The sequence below is a fragment of the Klebsiella sp. KP20-425-1 genome (assembly GCF_025813515.1).
GTDB classification, from domain to species: domain Bacteria; phylum Pseudomonadota; class Gammaproteobacteria; order Enterobacterales; family Enterobacteriaceae; genus Klebsiella; species Klebsiella pneumoniae.
This window is the reverse complement of the sequence record NZ_CP109614.1, coordinates 2,233,941-2,255,214: the sequence shown is the minus strand read 5'-3', so window position 1 is coordinate 2,255,214 and position 21,274 is coordinate 2,233,941. Positions and strand designations below refer to the sequence as shown.

Below are 21,274 nucleotides of genomic sequence, written 5' to 3'. Positions count from 1 at the left end.
GAAACGATCGTTTCACCCATTTTCTTGCACGCCGGACAGTTTACCGCGAAGAGGAGTTATCTCTTCGCCGACCCTGGCCGCCCTGCAGACAGCGGAATGAGGGAGAGTAAACGGTAATGCACAGCCACGATCTTATTTCGGTCTCGGTCGGGGAAATACGCCCCAACGGAGAGGGAAATCTATCATTAATATTGCAGGCGGCGGCCGGGGAAATATTACCGACCTACTCTGCCGGGGCGCATATCGATATTATTATCCCCGGCATTGGCCCCCGGCAGTATTCCCTGTGCGGCATGCCTGACCGCGGCAATGGCTATGAAGTTTGCATCAGGCTGACTGACACCTCCACCGGCGGCTCACGCTATTTGCACCAGCAGCTCAAAGCCGGCGATCGGCTCGCCATTTCGCCTCCGCGCAACCATTTTCCCCTGCCGGAGGCCGGGCGCTACCTGCTGTTTGCCGGCGGTATCGGCATCACGCCGTTGCTGGCGATGGCCGAAGCGATTGCCGCCAGAAAGGGGGGGCTGGAGCTGCATTATTATGTCGCCAGCGCGCGCCAGACGGCCTTCTCCCCGCGCCTGACCCAGCTGGCTGCGGGCGGCACGGTGGCGATCCACTGTAGCGAGGAAGGCGCGTCGTTTCGCCAGCGGATCCCCGCCTGCTTAACCACGCCCGATCCTGATACCGCAGTGGTCGCCTGCGGCCCGGAGGGTTTTATTCAGCGACTGCAGTCGGTCATGGAGGAATATCGCTGGTCGCCGTCGCAATTCGTTTTCGAGCGTTTTACTCCCGCGGCGGAAAATAATACTGCAGCGAAAAATGCGTTTTATATTGAGCTGGCCTCCAGCGGGCAGCGCCTGCAGGTCGCCGCGGATCAAACCATTGCTCAGGTATTACAGCACGCCGGGGTGGAGGTAATGCTCTCCTGCGAACAGGGAATGTGCGGGTCGTGTATTACCGGGGTCCTCGACGGGATCCCCGAACACCGGGACAGCGTGCTGACGGCGGAAGAGAAAGCTGACAACGACCAGATCACGCTCTGCTGTTCGCGGGCGAAATCGCCGGGTCTGGTTTTGGATCTGTGAGGAGACTGACGATGACGTTCCCCTCCTCTTGCGCGCCGCTCGCCGGTATCAGCCGCGCCCGACTCCCGGCCTGGGCGCTGCCCGACGGCTGGCCGACGCGGGCCAACGGTGAACCGGTGCTGGCGGACCTGGCCTTTCGCGATGGACGGATTGCCGCATTGACCCCGACCGACCAGCCGACTCCCGGCCTGTGGGACCTGGCGGGGGCCCTGACGCTCCCCGGCCTGGTGGAACCTCATGCCCATCTGGACAAGACCTTTACCATTGAACGCTGCCGTCCGGCGCAGGCCGGGCTGCTGGCGGCGATCCACGCTATGCACGAGGATCGCCAGCACTGGACCAGGGCGGATATTCAACGTCGGGCGTCCGCTGCGCTGGCCAGGGCGGCAGCAAATGGTGTGACCCATTTACGCAGCCATATCGACTGGTTTACCGCCGACGCACCGGACGCCTGGCAGGAGATCGCCCGCCTCGATACCGTCGGCATCACCCTGGAGCGGGTGGCGCTGGTCCCGCTGACCCTGTTTCGCGATCCGGCGCAAGCGGAGGCCATCGCCCGGACGGTCGCCACCAGCGGGGAGGGCTGCCTGCTGGGCGGCTTCATCCACTCCTCCAACTGGGACGCCGCCGCCATGGCAAACCTGCTGGATAGCGCGGCCCGCTGGGAGCTGGATCTGGATTTGCATATTGATGAGGAGCTCAGCGAAGTGTCTCAGGGGCTGACCTGGCTGGCGGACCATCTCTCCCGCCACCCTTTTCCCGGGCATATCTGCTGCAGCCACGGCTGCGCGCTGGCCGCTGGCAGCGACGAACAGGCGGCGCCGATCCTGCGCCAGCTGGCGGCGCACGGCGTCACCCTTATCGCTCTGCCGATGACCAACCTGCTGCTGCAGGATGCGACGTTCGGTCGCACGCCGCGCCAGCGGGGGATCACCCTGCTGCACGAGGCGCAGGCCGCCGGCGTGGCCACCCTGCTCGGCTGCGACAACGTGCAGGACGCTTTTTGTCCGGCGGGGAGCTATGACCCGCTGGACACCCTGGCCTGCGGTCTGTTCAGCGCTCAGCTCAGCGACCTGTTCGACCAGCAGTCGCGGCTGATCTGCGATCGCGCGGCGCTAACCGGTTCGCCGGCAGACGCGGCGCCCTTTGCCGTCGGGGCGACGGCCAGCGTGGTGATTTTCCCGGGTAGCGACCGTTTTATCTGGCCTTTAAACAGCGCCGCCCGTCTGGTGGTTAACCACGGCAGGTTAACCCACCGGCGCGTGTGGCAGGAGGAGATGGCACATGAGTCTTGAAGCAGGCGCCGGGGCGCCGCTGGCGCGGTATGCCGCCTGGCGCAGAGCCGGCGATTTTATCTTTCTCTCCGGCATTATTCCGGTCAATCCCCTGACCGGCACCATCGTCAACGGCTTTCAGGATGTGCCTGAGCCGGTGCGGGAGCTGCTGGGGGCGACCGGCGAATTTTCGACCGATGCGAAACAGGGCCCGATCCTCGCCCAGAGCTGGTACGTCCTGGAGAGCATCCGCCGCACCGTGGCGTCCGCGGGAGGGCAGATGAGCGACGTTATCAAGCTGGTGCAGTACTTTCGCAACCTTGACCATTTTCCCTATTACAGCCGGGTCAGGAAGCTGTTTTACCCCGACCAGCCGCCCGTTTCCACCGTGGTGCAGGTCAGCGAAATGCTGCCCGACGCCACGGTACTGATTGAAGTCGAAGCGACCGTCTGGTTACCCCCGTCATTTAACTCCGAGGCACCGCGATGATTAACGGTTACATTCCTGCCGCGCGCTTTCTTCCTTTTCTGAGCTGGACGGACGTGGCCGCCCTGCCGGATAAAAGCAATACGGTTATCGTCCTCCCCACCGGGGCGATCGAACAGCACGGCCCGCATCTGCCCTGCTCGGTGGACAGCGTGATATCTTCCGGCGTGGCGGGCCATGCCCTCGCCAGGCTGCCGGCGACGATCCCGGCCTACGCCATTCCGCCGATCGTCTACGGTAAGTCCGAGGAGCATCTGCATTTTCCCGGCACCCTGACCCTTAGCGGCGATACGCTGCTGCATACCCTGCTGGAGATCGCCGAATCTCTCTATCGGGCCGGTTTTCGCAAGCTGCTGATGATCAACGGCCACGGCGGCCAGCCGCAGATCCTGCAGATCGCCTGCCGGGAAATGCGCCTGCGCCACGGGGATTTCATCGCCATCCCCCACGACGTGTTCAACGTGCCCAACTGCGAAAAACAGTTTCTCAGCCCGCATGAACAGCGGATGGCGATGCACGCCGGGCATAGCGAAACGGCGCTGATGCTGGCGCTGGCGCCGGAGTGCGTCCATATGGAACGGGCCGTCGCTAATTTCCCCCCGGAATTCCCCTGCCCGACCCTGTCGAAAGGCCGCCCGGCGGCGGCGTGGGCGTCGTATGACTTTGGCCCCAGCGGGGTGATTGGCGACCCGACCCCGGCGACGCGGGAGCAAGGCGAAGGGCTTCTCGACTCCCTCGCCGCCAGCTGGGCGCAGGCGATCATCGAGATCCACCGCATGGCCTGGGTCGAACGTCGCGAACCGACCTGGGGCAAACAGCACTGGCACGGCTTTGTGCAGTCCCTACCACCTTCTTTCGCTGCTGAATCCAGGGAGCCCTGATGAATACCAGATTGACGCCCGTTTTTACCCTGCTGACCGTGGCCGCCCTCGCGACCTCAGCCTCCTGCTTCGCGGCGGAGAAGTTTACCTTTCTCACCAACTGGTATGCCCAGGCCGAACACGGCGGGTTTTACCAGGCCCAGGCCACCGGGCTGTATCAACACGCCGGTCTCGATGTCGAAATTAAAATGGGCGGCCCGCAGATCAACGTCATGCAGCTGATGGCGGCAGGTCAGGCGGACTGCACCCTTGGCGACAACGGCCAGGCGCTGGAGACCTGGCAGGCCGGGGTGCACGCGGTGACCGTCGCCACCGTGTTCCAGCACTCGCCGACGGTGTTTATCACCCATGACAAGGTGGAGAACCCGGCGGAACTTAAAGACAAAACCTTCCTGCTCGCCACCGAGGCCTATACCTCCTTCTGGCCGTGGGCGAAAAGCGAGCTGGGTCTGGCTGGCAGCAAAGTGCGCCCCTATACCTTTAACGTTCAGCCGTTCCTCGCCGATAAAAATCTGGTGCAGCAGGGCTACGTGACCTCGGAGCCGTTCTCCGTTGCCAAAGGCGGACAGCCGTTCTATGTCTATCCGCTCAGCGACTGGGGCTACCCGCCCTACGGCAACTCGATTATCTGTATGGCCGACACCATCCGCAAACGTCCGGCGGCGGTGGCGGCCTTCGTCAAAGCCTCCATGGAAGGCTGGAAAAGCTACCTGCGGGATCCCGCCCCCGGCAACAACCTGATCGGCAAAGCGAATCCGCAAATGGGCGCCGAGCAGATCGCCTTTGGCATTGCCCAGATGAAGCAGTACCAGCTGGTGACCGGCGGCGATGCTAAGACCGGCGGCATCGGCATCATCACCGAGCCGCGGCTGAAGAAAACCTGGGACATGCTGGTGAAAAACAAACTGATCGACGCCAGCAAGGTGCCGTTTGAGCAGACTTACACCCTGGAGATGGTCAAAGACGCCGGAGTGATGCCATGAATACCGCCCCGAAACTGACCGTGATGAGCGATACCCGCTTTATACCCGCCGCTGCCACCCCGGCCATCGAGGTGCTGTCGGCGGAGAAAATCTACAGCAACGGCACCCGGGCGCTGCTGCCCGTCAACCTGACCATCAATCAGGGGGAGTTTATTACCCTGCTCGGCCCGTCCGGCTGCGGTAAAAGCACCCTGCTGAAGATGGTCGCCGGCCTGGTGGAGCCCAGCGACGGCAAGCTGATGCTGTGGCGGCGCGACAGTCGGGAAAAGGCCCAGCATCCGCTGTCGTTCGTCTTCCAGGAAGCCACCCTGATGCCGTGGAGCAGCGTGCGCAATAACGTCAGGCTGCCGCTGGATCTGGCCGGCGTGCCGCGGGCGGAGGGAAATACCCGGGTGAGTGAAGTCCTTGAGCTGGTGGGCCTCGGCAAGTTCGCCGACGTCCTGCCGCGCGAACTCTCCGGCGGCATGCAAATGCGCGTCTCCATCGCCCGCGGCCTGGTCACCCGACCAAAGCTGCTGCTGATGGATGAGCCCTTCGGCGCGCTGGATGAAATTACGCGTAACAAACTCGACAGCGACCTGCTGCGTCTCTGGCAGGAGCAGAACCTGACGGTGGTGTTCGTCACCCACTCGATCCACGAAGCGGTGTTTCTCTCCCAGCGGGTGATCATGATGGCGGCCCGTCCCGGACGGGTGGTCGAAGATATCCCCATCCGCGAGCCGTTCCCGCGCAGCGAGGCGTTCCGCGTCAGCCCGGCCTTTTCCCTGTATGCCCGTCAGCTGCAGGACAGTCTGTTGCAGGCCAGCCAGTCTGGTATGGAGCCATAATATGAAAACCACAACCGCAACGCCGTGGATCCAGCATCCGCGTTTTCTCAAAATTCTCTATCCGACCCTCGTCGCGGTGGCGATGGTGCTCCTGTGGCAGGGCGCGGTGAGCTATTTCCGTATCCCGGCCTTTCTGGTGCCGTCGCCGCTGGTGATGCTGGAAAGCCTGTGGACGCATCTCACGCCGCTGCTGCTGGCGCTGCTGTTCACCCTCAAGATCACCCTGATCTCGTTTCTGCTGTCGATTGTCATCGGCGCCGCGGTGGCGTTTATCCTGGTGCAGAACCGCTTTGTGGAAACCGCCCTGTTTCCCTACATCGTGTTTTTGCAGGTGACGCCGATCGTCGCCATCGCCCCGCTGATCATCATCTGGGTGAAGGATGCCACGCTCTCGCTGGTGGTGTGCGCCACCCTGATGGCGGTGTTTCCCATCATCTCCAATACCACTCAGGGACTGCGCAGCGTCTCCCCCGGCCTGCTGAGCTATTTTCGCCTCAATCACGCCAGCCGCTGGCAAACGCTGGTGCGGCTGCGTATCCCCTCGGCGCTGCCCTATTTCTTCGGCGCGCTGCGTATTTCCAGTGGGCTGTCGCTGATTGGCGCGGTGGTGGCGGAGTTTGTCGCCGGGACCGGCGGGACCAATACCGGACTGGCCTATCAGATCCTGCAGGCCGGCTACCAGCTGGATATCCCGCTGATGTTTGCCGCGCTGCTGCTGATCTCTCTCGCCGGTATCGCGCTGTTTGGCGTGATGTCCTGGGTTTCGCGCCGGGCGCTTAGCGCCTGGCATGAAAGCGAAGCCGTGCAATCTCATTAATGTTCTGCTGACGAACAGGAAAAAGAATGATGACTGATGAACAGCGTCAACACGCGGTCGCGGCGATCCAGCAGGCACTCCCGGCGCTGGAGTGGACCTTACAGCCGGCGAAGATCAAACGGCTCTCCCGCGATTTTCACTGGTTCAGTCCGCTACTCACCGAGCAACTGGCGGGGAAACAGGCGGACGCGGTGGTTCGCCCGCGCGATGAAGAGGAGCTGCGCCAGCTGGTCTGCGCCTGCGCGCAGCACCAGCTGCCGCTGACCCTGCGCGGCAGCGCCACCGGCAACTATGGCCAACTGGTCCCCCTCGAAGGCGGGCTGCTGGTGGATATGACCGGGCTCAACCAGATCGTCGCCCTCGGCAACGGCACAGTGAGGGCCCAGGCCGGCATTCGCCTGGCGGACATCGAAACCGCCGCCCGCCAGACGGGCTGGGAGCTGCGCTGTATGCCATCGACCTATCGACTGGCGAGCCTGGGCGGTCTCTACGGCGGCGGGTTCGGCGGTATCGGCTCCATCAACTATGGGCCGCTGGCGGCGCCCGGCAATGTGCTCAGCGTCAAAGTGATGACCGTCGAGCCGGTCCCCCGCGTGCTGACCGTCCCGGCTCCCGAAGCGCTGTTGCTGCATCACGCCTACGGCACCAACGGCATTATCCTGGAGGTTGAGCTGGCGCTGGCGCCTGCGCACCAGTGGATTGAACGTCTGGACGTGTTTGACGATTTCGCCGATGCGCTGAACTATGCCAACGCCTGCGTCCGCTCGCCGGGGCTGGTGAAGCGCCAGGTGGCGCTGCTGGCCACGCCGATCGCTGACTATTTTAGCCACCTCAACGATCGTTACCGCGCCGGGCAGCATGCGGTTATCAGCCTGATCGCCGAGGAGAGCGAAGGACTCTGCGCCAGCCTGTTACCGCGCCATCGCGGGAGCAACGCCATCCGGCAGGCCAGCGACGAGGCCCGGACGCGCAACGGCTCGTTAATGGAATACTGCTGGAACCACACCACCCTGCATGCGCTCAAGGTGGACAATACGCTGACCTATCTGCAGACGGCGTTTGATCCGCTGCGCTATCCGCAGCAAATTTTACAGATGGAGCAGCACTTCGCCGGGGAGGTGATGTCCCATATTGAATTCCTGCGCGATATCGAGGGCAATCTCACCGCCAGCGGTCTGCAGCTGGTGCGCTATACCACGCCCGAACGTCTTAACGCCATCATGCAGATATTTCGCGACAACGACGTCAAGATTAACAACCCCCACGTGCTGCAGGTTGAGGACGGCAAACAGGGCGTGATTCGTCCCGACGTCGTGGCGGTGAAACAGTCTCTCGACCCGGCGGGATTGCTTAACCCCGGCAAGCTGCGCGGCTGGGCGCTGCGCGACCAGCTGGAACTCGACAGCAACCCGCTGACGCGGGCCACCCGCGAAAGCCCCACGACCTGATGGTCCCCGGTCCGGTTGGGCGCTAACGGGTCGCTGGCCCGTTGCCGCCCAACCTCATCCTGCGCCGGACAGTCCCGCCATATGGACGATAAGCCCTACTGCGGCGGCGGCGGCCAGTACCCAGGTCAGCTTCCACTTATAACGAAACAGCAGCCCGGCGGCGCCCAGGGCTATGGCTGCGGACCACGGGTCGAAACCGGATGGTCCCCAGACGCTATGCCAGATAAAAAACAGCGCCAGATTCAGGATAACGCCCACCACCGCGGCGGTGATGGCGGTCAACGGCGCGGTAAATCCCACCTTATTATGGGTCGTTTCAATAAACGGCCCGCCGGCGAGAATAAAAATAAACGAGGGTAAAAAAGTAAACCATGTCACCAGGCACGCCGCCCCGATGCCCCCCAGCAGCACATCATCGACGCCCAACACCGCTTTGGTGTAGCCGCCGACAAACCCGACAAAGGTCACCACCATGATCAACGGTCCGGGGGTCGACTCCCCAAGGGCGAGGCCATCCATCATCTGCCCTGCCGTCAGCCAGCCATAGTGGGTCACCGCCCCCTGGTAAACATAAGGTAGGACGGCATATGCCCCGCCAAAGGTCATCAGCGCGGCTTTGGTAAAGAACCAGCTCATCTGGGTCAGCGGATGCGCCCAGCCCAGCATTAGCGTGAGGGCGGCCATCGGCGCCAGCCACAGCAGCATCCCGGCGATCAGCACCTGAGAGGTGCGCCGCCAGCTGAAAATGGCATGGGCCGGGATCGGCGTCGTGTCATCAATGATGGCGGCTCCGCCAGGGTGACTCTGCGCACGGTGGGCGTCCGCTTTGCCGAATATCGTCGGCGCCAGCCGTCCGCCGATAAAACCCACCAGTGCCGCGGCGAGGACGATCAGCGGAAAAGGAACGTTCAGCGCAAAAATAGCGACAAAGGCCGCGGCGGCGATGGCCCAGTAGGCGCCATTTTTCAGCGCCCGCGAGCCGATGCGGTGCGCCGCCTGCAGCACGATCGCCGCCACGGCGGGTTTGATGCCATAAAAAATCCCCGCCACCACCGCGACATCTCCCCAGACGAGGTAGATCCACGCCAGCGCGATGAGCAACACCAGCGAGGGCAAGATAAACAGCACCCCGGCGATGACGCCTCCCCAGGTTTTATGCATCAGCCAGCCGATATAGGTCGCCAGCTGCTGAGCCTCCGGGCCCGGCAGGACCATACAAAAGTTGAGCGCGTGCAGGAATCGCCCTTCCGAGATCCAGCGTCGGTTATCCACCAGCTCCTGGTGCATCATGGCGATCTGCCCGGCAGGCCCGCCGAAGCTGATGAAGCCGAGCTTCAGCCAGAAGCGAATTGCCTGCCAGAAGGGGACGGAAGCGACGACGGAAGGGCTGTCACTCTGCGGAAGAACGACCGTTTTGCTCATGATTACCAGACCTCATTTCACAGGACTTCAGTAAGCCGTCGAACAGCGAGCAGGCTGCCGCCAGCAGTTGGTCATCGTCCGTAATGGTTTCCCGCAGCCCTGCCAGAATGCTTTCCACCCCCGCCGCCTCCGGGGTCGGTTCCCCACCGACGTCCAGGAAGTGGATCAGCCGCCCCAGGGCGTCGGGGATCGCGGCCTCCAGAGCAAAGCGCCGGACCAGAACTTCGAAGGTCACCCGCGTGCCGACGTGGCTGAACGGCGCCCCGTCAAAATCAAAACCGACCGCCGTCGCCGGACAATCCTCAGGCGCGGCAAGCCACAGGAACCGCGCCTCAGGGTCGATAAAGCGCTGAATCAGCCAGGCGCTGGCCAGACGATCGACCCACGGCCGTCGGCGGGTGGCCCACAAACGGCCGCGAAAGGCCTCTCTGTCCAGCAGGCTCAGTTCGCCCGCAACCGCCTGCGGCTCGTCCGGCGACAGCCGCTGATTAATCGCCTGCTCGAGGGTGGCCAGTCGCTCAGCGGCCTGCTCCCGGGCGGCCCCCGGGAAGAAATCAATAGCCTCGATCCGCCGGTAGTCACGCTGAATTTTACGCAGCTGTTTGAGCTGAGCCGCCAGTCCGTCGGCGGCTAACGCCCCCTGCAGCGCCTGCAGATCCTGCAACAGCGCATCATACTGTTCGCGGCGATCGAATAGCGGCCTGAGCGCCTCCTCTTCCGCCGACTCAATCGTAAACACATACCCGGCCCCGCCCTCCGCGCGGATCGCCTGGCAGGCGCTGAGGAAGGTATCATAGCCCTGGCGCACGTCGGGCAGCAGATAGACCCCATCGCGCAGGACCGCCGCCCCGCTCTGCTTCAGGGTTCGCCAGACACGCATGCGCAGCGTGGCTTGAGAGGTCGTCAGGTTAAGGATCAAGAGATGCATTGTCATGATGTAGAGATTACTACAGCATGTAGCGTGTGTGACGTTTATTCGCGCGCAGGGTGAGATGAATTTCAGCAATGCATAGCTGAAAAAAGCAAAAGACGGCCTGCGCAGCGGCAGGCCAGGCGCTAAGCGCGGGATGGGGATAAGGGGCGCAGCAGCAGGGTCAACAACGCCACCGCAACCGGGACCAGGGAGCCCCACAGCACGGCGTTCCAGCCGAAGGCGTTGAGCAGAACCCCGGACGAAAACGACCCCACGATCATCACGCCGAAGACCAGAAAATCGTTGAGCGACTGAACCTGGGTCTTCTCTTCCGGGCGGTGGAAATCGATGATTTTCGCCGAGGCGCCGGTGAAGCCAAAGTTCCAGCCGATGCCGAGCAAAATCAGCGACAGCCAGTAATGATACACGCCGAGACCGCTCAGGCCGACCGCCACCGACGCGGCGGTGATCAGCAATCCCGCCGCCGCCATTCGCACTGCGCCGAAGCGCTGGATCAGCCGGCCGGTGAAAAATCCCGGGCCGTACATCGCCATCACATGCCACTGGATCCCAAGGTTGGCGGCCTGCTGGGAAAGACCGTGCATATGCATGGAGAGCGGCGCGGCGGTCATCAGAAAATTCATCACCATATAGGCCACCGCGCCGCTGAATACCGTAGTGGCAAAACCCGGCTGGCGGACAATCTCGCGCAGCGACCGCCCTCCGCGCACGCTGGCCGCGGTGGGCTCCGCCGGCGTCACCCCTCTCAACAAAAAGGCGGCCAGCACTGCAACCAGCGCCTGAGCGAGGAAGGTGACGGCGAAGGTATGTGCCGGCCAGAGGTGCATGGTGCCGGTGACCAGCATCGGGCCAATGATCCCGGCGGCCACACCGCCGCCCATCACCAGCGACAGCGCACGGGCGCGACGCGCCGGGGCGACGCCGTCGGTGGCGGCAAAACGAAAACTGAGCGCCACGGCAGCATAGGCGCCGCCAAGCATCGCGGCGAGACAAAACAGCAGAAAAGAATTCAGCACTACCGCCAGGGCGGCCGCCAGTCCGGTCACCATCCCGGCGCCGGTGCCGAGCCTGAACGCCGCTTTGCGGCCCCGCGTTCGCCCCAGCGCGCCGAAAGGCAGAATGGAGGCCGCCATCCCCAGCACAAACAGGGTGATCGGCAGCGTGGCCAGCGACGGGCTGGGGGCAATCGCGTTACCCACTATCGCGCCGGTAGCGTAGAAGACCACCGAGTTGGCGCCGGCCAGCGCCTGAGCGGCAGCCAGGCGAAAGATGTTTTTGTTCTGCACCGCCAGCGGCAGCATGTGTTCTGTAGACATCCGTTGTTTTCACCGGTTTGAGAGTGGCGCCAGGCTGGCCGTCTGGCATCGCGCCCTGTTTGTTGGGTTCCCTGACCGTTACCTTAGCCGCAAAATACGCTTTTGCACCATAGCGAATCGCAATATTACCCGGCGATCTGGCCCCTCTTCTGCGTCAGATCGCCGGGCCGGGCTTCGCCGCGCGTTTTATTCCGGGGATCCGTCGCGCCGCGCGGCGGCAAATTTCGCCGCGATCATTGCGGCCGTCGGCTGGACGCCGCCCAGACTCCACTGCTCCGGGTCATGTTCGTCAATGCGGATCCAGACGGACTGACGGAACTGCGGATCGCCCTGCCCCTCAATCTCCACCAGCAGATCGGTCATCCGTCGCAGCAGCTCACTTTTCTGTTCCGCGGTCATGATCCCTTTAATGGTTTGCACGTTAACAAATGGCACGCTATTCTCCTTAGCATCTAGGTCTAAAATTCAAACTCAGAGTAGAAGGTCAATCTCGCGATGTCAAAAAATAAATCACTGCCCTACCTCGACCCGGCGCTGTGCGGCCTGGCGGAAGGAGCCAAAATACTCGGCGACCGCTGGGTGCTGCTGATCCTACGCGAGGCGTTTTACGGCGTGACGCGCTTTGAAACGTTGCTGTCGCACACCCATATTACCCGCCAGACGCTCACCACCCGGTTAAAAACCATGACCGAAACGGGATTGCTCAACAAAGTGCCCTACCGGGAAGCCGGCTCCCGCGAACGGTATGAATATGTTCTGACTGATAAAAGCCGTAGCCTGGCGCTGGTGCTGTTCGCCCTGATGGAATGGGGCCACCAGCACGTGCTGCACAGTGCGCCGCATATAGCATTGGTGGACAGCGCCAGCGGCGAGGCTGTCCATCCGGGGTTTATTACTGCCAGCGGCACCGTGGCGAGCCCCGCCGCCCTGCAGATCGTCAAGGCAGACGAACGCTAATAGCGCCGCTACAGAACTTTCGTACGCCTCTGGCGAAAGCCGCCGCAAGCGGGTATGTTGCATAGCCACGGTACCCGACGAGCGCGGGACATTTTTGTTTCATCGAACTGTGCGATAAAGGATGAAGGTATCCGGTGACCATTCCGACGCGCAGATCGCGCATGCTAAAGGTAGAAAATGTCGCTTCGTTCTCTGCGGGCTTTATGTCTGACCAGCTTTTTTATTGCCGACGTGCGCGACGGCCTCGGCCCGTTTCTGGGGATCTTTCTCACCCAGCGTCACTGGCAGGCGGAGGACATTGGCCTGCTGATGTCCGTCGGCGGTATCGCCGGCCTGCTGGCGACCCTGCCCGCCGGCTTCATCACCGACAGCTCGCGGCATAAGCGCTTGCTGCTGGCCGGGGTCTGCCTGGTGATCACCCTCACCACCCTGCTGCTCTGGTTTAGTCAGAAGACCAGCGTGGTCGCCCTCTCGCAAGTCGCCAGCGGCATCTGCGCGGCCTTTGTCGGACCGCTGATCGCCGGGATTACCCTCGGTCTTGCCAGACAGCGCGGCTTTAGCGCCCAGATGGGGAAAAACGAAGCCTTCAACCACGCGGGAAATTTCTTCACCGCGCTAATGGCCGGGGCTATCGCCTGGTACTGGGGCATCGGCGGCATTTTCATTCTGATGGCCTGTACCACGCTGCTTACCCTGGTCGCCCTGCTGGCGATCCGCGGCGGCGATATCGACGATGATGCCGCCCGCGGCATCGAAGCGGCATCCACGCCCTCCCTGCCGGGGTTTGCCATCCTGTTCCGCCATACGCCGCTGCTGATCGCCGGCGTAACCCTGATGCTGTTCCATCTCGCCAATGCCGCACTGTTGCCGATGCTGAGCATGCGGATCGCCGCCGCGCCGGGACACCTCAATCCCGGACTGTTTGCCGCCGCCACGGTGATTATTTCGCAGGTGGTGATGATCCCGGTGGCCATCCGGGTCGCCGGCAGCATCGACAAATACGGTTACTGGCGATGCATCCTGCTGGCGCTGCTGATCATGCCCATCCGGGCGGCGCTGGCGGCGTCCAGCGACGCCCCGGCGATGATGGTCCCGGTGCAAATTCTTGATGGCCTGGCGGCAGGGATTTTGGGGGTGGCGGTGCCCAGCTTTATCGTCTCGCTGCTGCGCGGCAGCGGGCACGTTAACGCTGGACAGAGCGTGGTGATGCTGATGCAGGGCGCCGGGGCGGCAATGAGTCCGGCGTTAACCGGGTCTATCGCCGGGCACTACTCCTATGCCACCGCCTTCGGCGTGCTGAGCGTTATCGCGATTGTCGCCCTGATGGTATGGTGGCGCAGCGCTCCGCTGCTCACCGTCTCCGCGTCACCGCCAGTCGGCGAGAGCGGGCAGTAACCTACGGCACAGCGACCTGGGGAGAGAGGAAATCGCCAGCCGGGCAGCAGCCCCCTGCTGCCCGCCTGACGTGTGAGTGGCGTTAATTCACCCGCGCAGGCAAGGTAATTTGCTGCAGGGCGTTCGCCATATTAATCTGAATCAGCTCTTTAAGACCTTCGCGCTTAATAAACTGGCTCCGGTGCTTACTTTTCACCTCTTCAATACTCTTTTTGATCTCTTGCGCCGGCAGTTTATACCAGCCGCGAGCCTGTTTCTCACCGCCCATTTCCAGCCACAGCGATGAATAACTGGCTTTCACCAGATCGCTTTTCACGTGATAATCAGAATCGATGGCGTAGACCGTGGAGATGTTGAAATATCGCAGCAAACCATACAGCACGCTCATGATGATATTTTTCGGCCGCGCGCCATGCAGCTCTTTAGTCAGCACCTTCACTTCGTCATTGGTGATATCTTTCCCGCCCTGGATGCCGCCGATATAAGCGCGGCCATCGTCGGTGCAGGAAAAACAGACGCTATAGACGCGCCGGTCGCCAAGAAACAGCTGCAGCATCAGCTCCCCTTCCTCCTGAAACGGCGAGGCCAGCAGCTTAACGTCAAGCTTATCGCCATTTTTCAAGGGAATAGAAAACATCTCGCGGCCAAAATCCGCGACATTGTAGAGCTGCGGCAGGACATCAGGGTGAAACGTTTTCTCGATGAAATTCAGTGAACCATGGGCAATATCCAGTTTGCGTCGTTTTGACAGCCGTTTATTGAGATACGCTTTAAACGGTTTATCCTCAAAAGGCACCAGTCCTTTGGTCACCGCGGTCAACCGCGCGCACTGATATTTCGCACAAAGTCCTTGATATTCTCTGTATTTACCTCCTGCGAGCGAGAGCTCTCTGCATTTTCGTAAAATTTTTTTATAGCTTATTTTGACCTGACCGATCACTTTATTATGTTTACGCCATTCTTTGATGGCGCCTGCAACAGTATGTTCCATTGATTAAGATCCATAGATTCATCCATAATCGCGGCCATATTAACATAAAAGCGTTTCGTCAACGCTTAATTACTCCTTCGTTGTCCTTTCATTTAATATTTAGGCAGGAAATTATCCTGGCGACGTTATTTGTCGCTAAACTTATTCTGTCAACGATGAATTATGGTAGGTAACGCCCTCCGCTCAGCGACTTAACGCTCTGTGCCTTCGGCGCGAAGCGCGGCTACATCCGCTGGCGGTTATGCCCTATACTTGACCCTGATTCAAAACCAGCAACGATAGGTAACTTATGGAAATTGATCTCGACAACCTGGTCTTCAGCGGCCTGGATGAAGCGGAAGAGCGCAACGCGGAGCGTCTGGAAGAAGCGGACAAAAAAGCCCAGGCGATCGTTGCCGACGACGACTGCGGCGACGCCTGTAAAATCTGATTGTCAAACCGGCCAGCAGGCCGGTTTTTTTTTGACGCCCACACCTTCAGGTGGGTAAAAACCCTTTCAGCGTATCCAGCAGCGCCTGCGCCGCCTTCGACAGCGGCAGATGTCCGGCATGGATCGCGCCGACGCACTTCTCAATCGGCGGATCGCTGAGCGGGATGCAGACGGCGCCCAACGATGCCATCTGCGTTTTACACAGCGCCGGCACCGCGCTGCCCCCCAGGCCGCTGGCCACCATCCTCCCCACCGTCACCAGCTGATGACTCTCCAGCGCCACGTCCAGCTGACGTCCGCTGCGCGCCAGCGCCTCCTCCAGCATCAGGCGTACCGCCGAGGGGCGCTGCAGGGTAATAAAGTCGAGGGTCAACAGCTCCTGCCAGGTGAGCTGCTTTTTCTTCGCCAGCGGGGATTGTTGGGGAACGATCGCCACGAAGCGGTCCACCGCCAGCGGGGTAAACAGCAGGTTGTGGTTGGGCGATGGCTCGAAAGCGATGCCCATCTCCACCCGCCCCTCGCGCACCATCTCGATCACCTGCTCATTAATCACGTCATGCACCGTAACGTTCACCCCGGCATAGCGGTCGCGAAAGGCTTTCAGCGCCTCCGGCAGAACGTTGGCGGCAAACGACGGCATCGCGGCGACCGAAATTTTACCCCGCTGCAGGGTAAAGCTCTGACGCATGGCCTCCTCGACGTTATCCCAGTCGGCCAGCAGCTGACGGGCCATCGGCAGAAAGAGTTCCCCCTCCTGGGTAAGGGTCACTTTGCGGGTGCTGCGCTGCAGCAGCGCGCCGCCCAGCGCCTCCTCCAACCCTTTGATGGTCAGGCTGAGAGCTGGCTGCGACAGATTCAGCCTTTCGCTGGCGTGGGCGAAATTCAGAGTGTGAGCTACCGCTAAAAACGCGCGTAACTGTTTGACACTCATTCTCATTTTTCATCCTGTTAACTAATTGAAAAAAATTAGTTAACAGGAAATTAATTAAAATTCCAAATGAGTGAGTCACAAATTCAAAATTATCAAATCAGTCGCCTGCGCCAATGATAAGGCTATCGCAAGGCAGGAGAGACAAGATGGCAGGACTGGATAAACGCGTCGCCAGTTACGAAGCGGCGCTGGAAGGGTTAACGGACGGCATGACGCTGCTCGCCGGCGGCTTCGGCCTGTGCGGCATTCCCGAGAACTTGATCGCCGAGGTGCAGCGTCGCCAGGTGCAGGGGCTGACGGTGGTCTCCAACAACTGCGGGGTCGACGGTTTCGGTCTCGGCATGCTGCTGGAGTCGCGCCAGGTCAGCAAGGTGGTGGCCTCTTACGTCGGGGAAAACGCGCTGTTTGAACAGCTGGTGCTGAGCGGCGAGCTGGCGGTAGAACTCACCCCGCAGGGAACGCTGGCGGAAAAAATCCGCGCCGGCGGCGCTGGCATCCCCGGCTTTTACACCGCCACCGGGTATGGCACCCCGGTCGCCGAAGGCAAAGAGGTGCGCCAGTTCGACGGCCGACACTACATCCTTGAAGAGGCGATCCGCGGCGATTTCGCGCTGGTCAAAGGCTGGAAAGCCGACTGGTACGGCAACGTGGTCTATCGCCACACCGCGCAGAATTTCAACCCGCTGATGGCCACCGCCGGGCGCATTACGGTGGTGGAGGTGGAAGAGATTGTGCCGCCGGGCGAACTGCCCCCCTCCGCCATCCATACTCCGGGGATCTATGTCGACCGGCTGATCGTCGGGCAATTCGAAAAACGTATTGAACAGCGCACCCTGCGCGCCGGAGGGCACTGAGATGCTGACCCGTGAACAAATGGCGATGCGCGTCGCCCAGGAGCTGCGCGACGGCGACTACGTCAACCTCGGGATCGGTATCCCGACGCTGGTGGCCAACTACATTCCCGCCGGCATTGAAGTGATGCTCCAGTCGGAGAACGGCCTGCTGGGGATGGGCGAATTTCCCGATGAGGAAACCATCGACGCCGACATGATTAACGCCGGTAAACAAACCGTCACCGCGCAAACCGGGGCGGCGATCTTCGATTCCGCCCAGTCGTTCGCCATGATCCGCGGCGGCCACGTCGACCTGACCGTTCTTGGCGCCTTTGAGGTCGACGTCGCGGGCAACATCGCCTCATGGATGATCCCTGGAAAAATGGTCAAGGGGATGGGCGGCGCCATGGACCTGGTAGCCGGCGCGCAGAACATCATCGTGGTGATGACCCACGCCTCAAAAAACGGCGAATCCAAACTGCTGCCGCAGTGCACCCTGCCGCTCACCGGCGTGGGCTGTATTCGCCGGGTACTCACCGATCTGGCCCTGCTGGAGATTGTCGACGGCGCGTTTGTCCTGCGCGAAGTGGCCCCGGGGGTCAGCCCCGACGAGGTGATACGTAAAACGGCGGGACGGCTGATCGTCGCTGACGACGTGCGCGAAATGCGCTTCAGTTAAGGAGAGACCATGACCGATATTGCCATTGTTGCTGCAGTACGCACCCCGGTAGGCAGCTTTCGCGGCGCCTTCGCCCCTCTTTCCGCCGTCGACCTCGGCGCAGCGGTGGTGCGCGGCCTGCTTGAACGCTGCCAGCTGCCCGCCGCAGCGGTCGACGAACTAATTTTCGGCCAGGTGCTTACCGCCGGCTGCGGGCAAAACCCGGCGCGCCAGACCGCGCTGCGGGCCGGCCTGCCGGTCGACACTCCGGCGGTCACCGTCAATCTGGTGTGCGGCTCCGGACTGAAAGCGGTTCAGCAGGCGGTGCAGGCGATCCGCTGCGGCGACGCCGGGATCGTTATCGCCGGCGGCCAGGAGAGTATGAGCAATGCTCCCTATCTGATGCATGGCGCCCGCGACGGCCTGCGTTTCGGCCACGCCAGCCTGCAGGACAGCATGATCCAGGACGGCCTGTGGGACGCCTTTAACGACTACCACATGGGCATTACCGCCGAGAACCTCGCCGACGCCTTCGACATCAGCCGCGAGCGCCAGGACGCCTTCGCCGCCAGCTCCCAGCGCAAAGCGGCGGCTGCTATCGCCGCCGGGCGCTTTCGTGAGGAGATCGTTCCGGTCAGCGTCCCGCAGGGCAAAAAGCCGCCGCGATTCGTGACTGACGATGAGCAACCGCGCCCGGAGACCAGCGAGCAGCAGTTGGCCCAGCTGCGCCCGGCGTTTCGCCCGGCTGACGGCAGCGTCACCGCCGGGAATGCCTCGTCGCTGAACGACGGCGCCGCGGCGGTCCTGCTGATGCGCGTCGATAAAGCGCGCGAGCTTGGGCTGCCGGTGCTGGCGCGCATTGTCAGCTCAGCGGTCGCCGGGGTCGACCCATCGGTGATGGGCATCGGCCCGGTGAGCGCCTGCCGCCAGGCGCTGCAGCGCGCCGGCTGGACGCTGGACGAGGTGGACCTTATCGAAGCCAACGAGGCTTTTGCCGTCCAGGCGCTGGCCGTCGGTCAGCTGCTTGAGTGGGATAGCGAGAAGGTCAACGTCAACGGCGGCGCCATCGCCCTTGGACATCCCATCGGCGCCTCCGGCTGCCGGATCCTCGTCAGCCTGGTGCATGAGATGCAGCGCCGGGGCGCCAGCAAAGGGCTGGCAACCCTGTGCGTCGGCGGCGGCCAGGGCATCGCCATGACTCTACAACGTTAACAGGAGCCACTATGTTTACACCACGCCTGGCGGTACTCGGCGCGGGACTGATGGGCGTCGGTATCGCCTGCCATTTCGCCCGTCACGGTCACGCCGTCCGCCTGTATGACACCGACCCGCAGCGTCTCGCCGAGGTTCCGGCGGTGGCCAGCGCCATCCTGTGCGAGCTGGAGGCCAGCGGTCAGCAGGATCCCGCCGACCGCGACGCGGTGCTGGCCCGTCTGACCCCCACCCCGACGCTGAATGCCCTGGCCGATGCCACGCTGCTGATTGAAGCGATCCCCGAGCGGCTGGCGCTGAAGCACGCCCTGTACGCCGAGCTGGAAACGCTGATCGCCGACGAGGCGATTATCGCCAGCAACACCAGCGGCCTGCCGCCGGATCGGCTGGCTCAGGGCATGCGCCTCCCGGAACGGCTACTGATCGCTCATTTCTGGCATCCGCCGCACCTGATCCCGCTGGTGGAAGTGGTGCCCGGGAGCGCCACGCTGCCTCATCTGGCACGCCAGGTGAGCGACTTTTGCGCCGCCTGCGCGCTGGAGGCGGTGGTGCTCAACCGCGCCGCGCCGGGCTTTGTCGGCAACCGGCTGCAGTTCGCCCTGCTGCGCGAAGCACTGCATATCGTCCACAGCGGCATCGCTTCCCCGGAGGTGGTGGACCAGGTGATGCGCGCCTCGCTGGGCCGCCGCTATGCGATGGTCGGCCCGCTGGAGGCTGCGGACATGACCGGCCTGGCGACAGTCCAGGATATCTGCCAGCACCTGCTGCCGGAGCTGGCCAGCGGCACGGAGATGATGTCGCTGGTGGCGGAGAAAGTGGCGCGAGGCGACACCGGCGCCCGCAGCGGGCAAGGCTTTTACCTCTGGGACGAGGCCCGGCACCAGCGCATCCAGTCGCGCCGGGAACACCAGCTGCGCTTCGCCCTGAAACCCTAGTATCGCGTTCTGTACCCCTACAATAACAATGAGAGTGAGACGTCGTGATGAGTGTGATAATAGCCCTGGCCGCGCTGGCGTTACTGATGCTGGCAGCCTACCGTGGATACAGCGTGATCCTCTTTGCGCCGATCGCCGCCCTCGGCGCGGTGCTCCTCACCGACCCGGGCGCGGTCGGCCCGGCCTTTACCGGCCTGTTTATGGAAAAAATGGTCGGCTTTGTGAAGCTCTATTTCCCGGTGTTTCTGCTGGGCGCGGTATTCGGCAAGCTGATTGAGCTGTCGGGATTCTCACGTTCGATTGTCGCCGCCGCCATCCGCATCCTTGGGCGCCGCCACGCGATCCCGGTGATCGTGCTGGTGTGCGCCCTGCTGACCTACGGCGGGGTGTCGCTGTTTGTGGTGGCCTTTGCCGTCTACCCTTTCGCCGCCGAACTATTTCGCCAGAGCGGGATCCCCAAACGGCTGATCCCCGCCACCGTCGCCCTCGGGGCATTCTCGTTTACCATGGACGCCCTGCCCGGCACGCCGCAGATCCAGAATATTATTCCCACCAGCTTCTTCGGCACCAACGCCTGGGCGGCCCCATGGCTGGGGCTTATCGGCTCGCTGTTCATTATCATCTTCGGTTTGCTGTGGCTGGAGCGTCAGCGCCGCAAAGCGCAGGCCCGCGGCGAAGGCTATGGGACCGACCTGCAAAATGAGCCGCAGACCCCGGATGACATCGATCTGCCGCATCCGCTAATCGCTATCGCCCCGTTGCTGCTGGTGGGGGTGCTGAATTTGCTGTTCACCCACTGGATCCCGCAGTGGTACGGCGCAAGCCATGAGCTCACCCTGCCGGGTCTGGCGAAGCCTGTCGTCACCGAAGTGGGGAAAATCACCGCCATCTGGGCGGTGCAGGCGGCGCTGCTCTCCGGCATTGTGCTGGTGCTGGTTTGCGGCTATCGCAATATCCGCGGCCGGCTGGCGGAGGGAAGTCGGACGGCGGTGGGCGGGGCTATTCTCGCGGCGATGAACACCGCCTCTGAGTATGGCTTCGGCGCGGTTATCGCCGCCCTGCCGGGTTTCCTTGTGCTGTCAAAAGCCCTCGCGACCATTCCCAATCCGCTGTTAAACGAGGCGATCAGCGTCACGGTGCTGGCCGGGATCACCGGTTCGGCCTCCGGGGGGATGAGCATCGCCCTGGCGGCGATGTCCGAGACCTTTGTCGCCGCCGCCCACGCCGCCAATATTCCGCTCGAGGTCCTGCACCGTGTCGCCGCCATGGCCAGCGGCGGCATGGACACCCTGCCGCATAACGGGGCGGTGATCACCCTGCTGGCGATCACCGGCCTGAGCCATCGCCAGGCCTACGGCGGCATTTTCGCCATCACGGTGATCAAAAGCCTCGCGGTACTGTTTGTCATTGCCACGTTCTATGTGACCGGCATTGTCTGATACCAGATTGAAGGAGTAA

The 21,274-nt window shown here is 62.5% G+C and carries 22 protein-coding genes; 16 read left to right on the top strand and 6 right to left on the bottom strand.

Features of this window, described 5'->3' with window-relative positions; translation table 11 throughout:
• Window positions 1–116 precede the first annotated feature (116 nt).
• The 8 genes from OHJ17_RS11010 to OHJ17_RS10975 are packed head-to-tail and all read left to right on the top strand — an operon-like array spanning window position 117 to window position 7,802.
• On the top strand, window positions 117–1,085 hold the full coding sequence (locus OHJ17_RS11010; RefSeq protein ID WP_032433159.1) for a PDR/VanB family oxidoreductase: 969 nt from the start codon (window positions 117–119) through the stop codon (window positions 1,083–1,085).
• Window positions 1,086–1,096: 11 nt separating this feature from the next.
• Window positions 1,097–2,380: an amidohydrolase family protein gene (locus tag OHJ17_RS11005; protein WP_032433160.1), complete on the top strand. Its 1,284-nt coding sequence runs from the start codon at window positions 1,097–1,099 to the stop codon at window positions 2,378–2,380.
• A complete protein-coding gene (locus tag OHJ17_RS11000; protein WP_002908128.1) occupies window positions 2,370–2,849 on the top strand; it encodes a RidA family protein in 480 nt (159 codons plus the stop codon). Before OHJ17_RS11005 ends, OHJ17_RS11000 begins: the two co-directional genes overlap by 11 nt.
• Entirely contained in the window at window positions 2,846–3,727 is an 882-nt protein-coding gene (locus tag OHJ17_RS10995) for a creatininase family protein (RefSeq protein ID WP_004151186.1), read from the top strand. Before OHJ17_RS11000 ends, OHJ17_RS10995 begins: the two co-directional genes overlap by 4 nt.
• Entirely contained in the window at window positions 3,727–4,710 is a 984-nt protein-coding gene (locus OHJ17_RS10990; protein WP_032433161.1) for an ABC transporter substrate-binding protein, read from the top strand. The genes OHJ17_RS10995 and OHJ17_RS10990 overlap by 1 nt, the downstream gene beginning before the upstream one ends.
• A complete protein-coding gene (locus OHJ17_RS10985; protein WP_020802952.1) occupies window positions 4,707–5,537 on the top strand; it encodes an ABC transporter ATP-binding protein in 831 nt (276 codons plus the stop codon). The genes OHJ17_RS10990 and OHJ17_RS10985 overlap by 4 nt, the downstream gene beginning before the upstream one ends.
• 1 nt (window position 5,538) lies before the next feature.
• On the top strand, window positions 5,539–6,354 hold the full coding sequence (locus OHJ17_RS10980) for an ABC transporter permease (protein ID WP_004145364.1): 816 nt from the start codon (window positions 5,539–5,541) through the stop codon (window positions 6,352–6,354).
• A gap of 26 nt (window positions 6,355–6,380) precedes the next feature.
• Complete coding sequence (locus OHJ17_RS10975; RefSeq protein ID WP_016946484.1) at window positions 6,381–7,802, top strand: FAD-binding oxidoreductase; 1,422 nt, start codon at window positions 6,381–6,383, stop codon at window positions 7,800–7,802.
• A gap of 54 nt (window positions 7,803–7,856) precedes the next feature.
• Here the strand turns inward: OHJ17_RS10975 and chrA are convergent, their stop codons facing one another.
• The 4 genes from chrA to OHJ17_RS10955 all read right to left on the bottom strand — a co-directional run bounded on the left by chrA (window position 7,857) and on the right by OHJ17_RS10955 (window position 11,909).
• Complete coding sequence (gene chrA, locus OHJ17_RS10970; protein ID WP_032433162.1) at window positions 7,857–9,224, bottom strand: chromate efflux transporter; 1,368 nt, start codon at window positions 9,222–9,224, stop codon at window positions 7,857–7,859.
• Entirely contained in the window at window positions 9,193–10,152 is a 960-nt protein-coding gene (locus OHJ17_RS10965) for a chromate resistance protein ChrB domain-containing protein (RefSeq protein WP_077255452.1), read from the bottom strand. Before OHJ17_RS10965 ends, chrA begins: the two co-directional genes overlap by 32 nt.
• 128 nt (window positions 10,153–10,280) lie before the next feature.
• Window positions 10,281–11,474 carry an MFS transporter gene (locus tag OHJ17_RS10960; RefSeq protein ID WP_223174957.1) on the bottom strand — a complete coding sequence of 398 codons (1,194 nt, stop codon included), beginning with the start codon at window positions 11,472–11,474 and terminating at the stop codon, window positions 10,281–10,283.
• A gap of 186 nt (window positions 11,475–11,660) precedes the next feature.
• Window positions 11,661–11,909: a tautomerase family protein gene (locus OHJ17_RS10955; RefSeq protein ID WP_004175772.1), complete on the bottom strand. Its 249-nt coding sequence runs from the start codon at window positions 11,907–11,909 to the stop codon at window positions 11,661–11,663.
• Between the two features lie 60 nt (window positions 11,910–11,969).
• Between OHJ17_RS10955 and OHJ17_RS10950 the strand changes: the two genes are divergently transcribed.
• Both OHJ17_RS10950 and OHJ17_RS10945 read left to right on the top strand, forming a co-directional pair.
• Window positions 11,970–12,431 carry a winged helix-turn-helix transcriptional regulator gene (locus OHJ17_RS10950; protein WP_004175770.1) on the top strand — a complete coding sequence of 154 codons (462 nt, stop codon included), beginning with the start codon at window positions 11,970–11,972 and terminating at the stop codon, window positions 12,429–12,431.
• A 177-nt stretch (window positions 12,432–12,608) separates the two neighbouring features.
• Window positions 12,609–13,826 (top strand): MFS transporter, encoded by a 1,218-nt coding sequence (locus OHJ17_RS10945; RefSeq protein ID WP_004189586.1) that lies wholly within the window; start codon window positions 12,609–12,611, stop codon window positions 13,824–13,826.
• Window positions 13,827–13,908: 82 nt separating this feature from the next.
• Here the strand turns inward: OHJ17_RS10945 and OHJ17_RS10940 are convergent, their stop codons facing one another.
• Window positions 13,909–14,817 (bottom strand): DUF535 family protein, encoded by a 909-nt coding sequence (locus tag OHJ17_RS10940; protein ID WP_004180248.1) that lies wholly within the window; start codon window positions 14,815–14,817, stop codon window positions 13,909–13,911.
• Window positions 14,818–15,106: 289 nt separating this feature from the next.
• Here OHJ17_RS10940 and OHJ17_RS10935 point away from each other — a divergent pair, with 289 nt between their 5' ends.
• Window positions 15,107–15,247 carry a hypothetical protein gene (locus OHJ17_RS10935; protein ID WP_002908189.1) on the top strand — a complete coding sequence of 47 codons (141 nt, stop codon included), beginning with the start codon at window positions 15,107–15,109 and terminating at the stop codon, window positions 15,245–15,247.
• Between the two features lie 46 nt (window positions 15,248–15,293).
• On the opposite strand, the gene OHJ17_RS10930 is transcribed toward OHJ17_RS10935, so the two are convergent.
• The gene (locus tag OHJ17_RS10930; protein WP_004189584.1) at window positions 15,294–16,184 is read right to left on the bottom strand and encodes a LysR family transcriptional regulator; all 891 of its coding nucleotides are present in this window, start codon (window positions 16,182–16,184) and stop codon (window positions 15,294–15,296) included.
• A 140-nt stretch (window positions 16,185–16,324) separates the two neighbouring features.
• On the opposite strand from OHJ17_RS10930, the gene OHJ17_RS10925 reads away from it, so the two are divergent.
• The 5 genes from OHJ17_RS10925 to OHJ17_RS10905 are packed head-to-tail and all read left to right on the top strand — an operon-like array spanning window position 16,325 to window position 21,255.
• Window positions 16,325–17,032, top strand: a complete 708-nt coding sequence (locus OHJ17_RS10925; RefSeq protein ID WP_004175762.1) for a CoA transferase subunit A — start codon at window positions 16,325–16,327, stop codon at window positions 17,030–17,032.
• A 1-nt stretch (window position 17,033) separates the two neighbouring features.
• Window positions 17,034–17,690, top strand: a complete 657-nt coding sequence (locus tag OHJ17_RS10920) for a CoA transferase subunit B (RefSeq protein ID WP_002908192.1) — start codon at window positions 17,034–17,036, stop codon at window positions 17,688–17,690.
• Between the two features lie 9 nt (window positions 17,691–17,699).
• Window positions 17,700–18,881 (top strand): acetyl-CoA C-acetyltransferase, encoded by a 1,182-nt coding sequence (locus OHJ17_RS10915; RefSeq protein WP_019705777.1) that lies wholly within the window; start codon window positions 17,700–17,702, stop codon window positions 18,879–18,881.
• Window positions 18,882–18,892: 11 nt separating this feature from the next.
• Window positions 18,893–19,816, top strand: a complete 924-nt coding sequence (locus OHJ17_RS10910; protein WP_032416240.1) for a 3-hydroxyacyl-CoA dehydrogenase family protein — start codon at window positions 18,893–18,895, stop codon at window positions 19,814–19,816.
• Between the two features lie 44 nt (window positions 19,817–19,860).
• Window positions 19,861–21,255 carry a GntP family permease gene (locus OHJ17_RS10905; protein ID WP_196518524.1) on the top strand — a complete coding sequence of 465 codons (1,395 nt, stop codon included), beginning with the start codon at window positions 19,861–19,863 and terminating at the stop codon, window positions 21,253–21,255.
• Window positions 21,256–21,274: the final 19 nt, after the last annotated feature.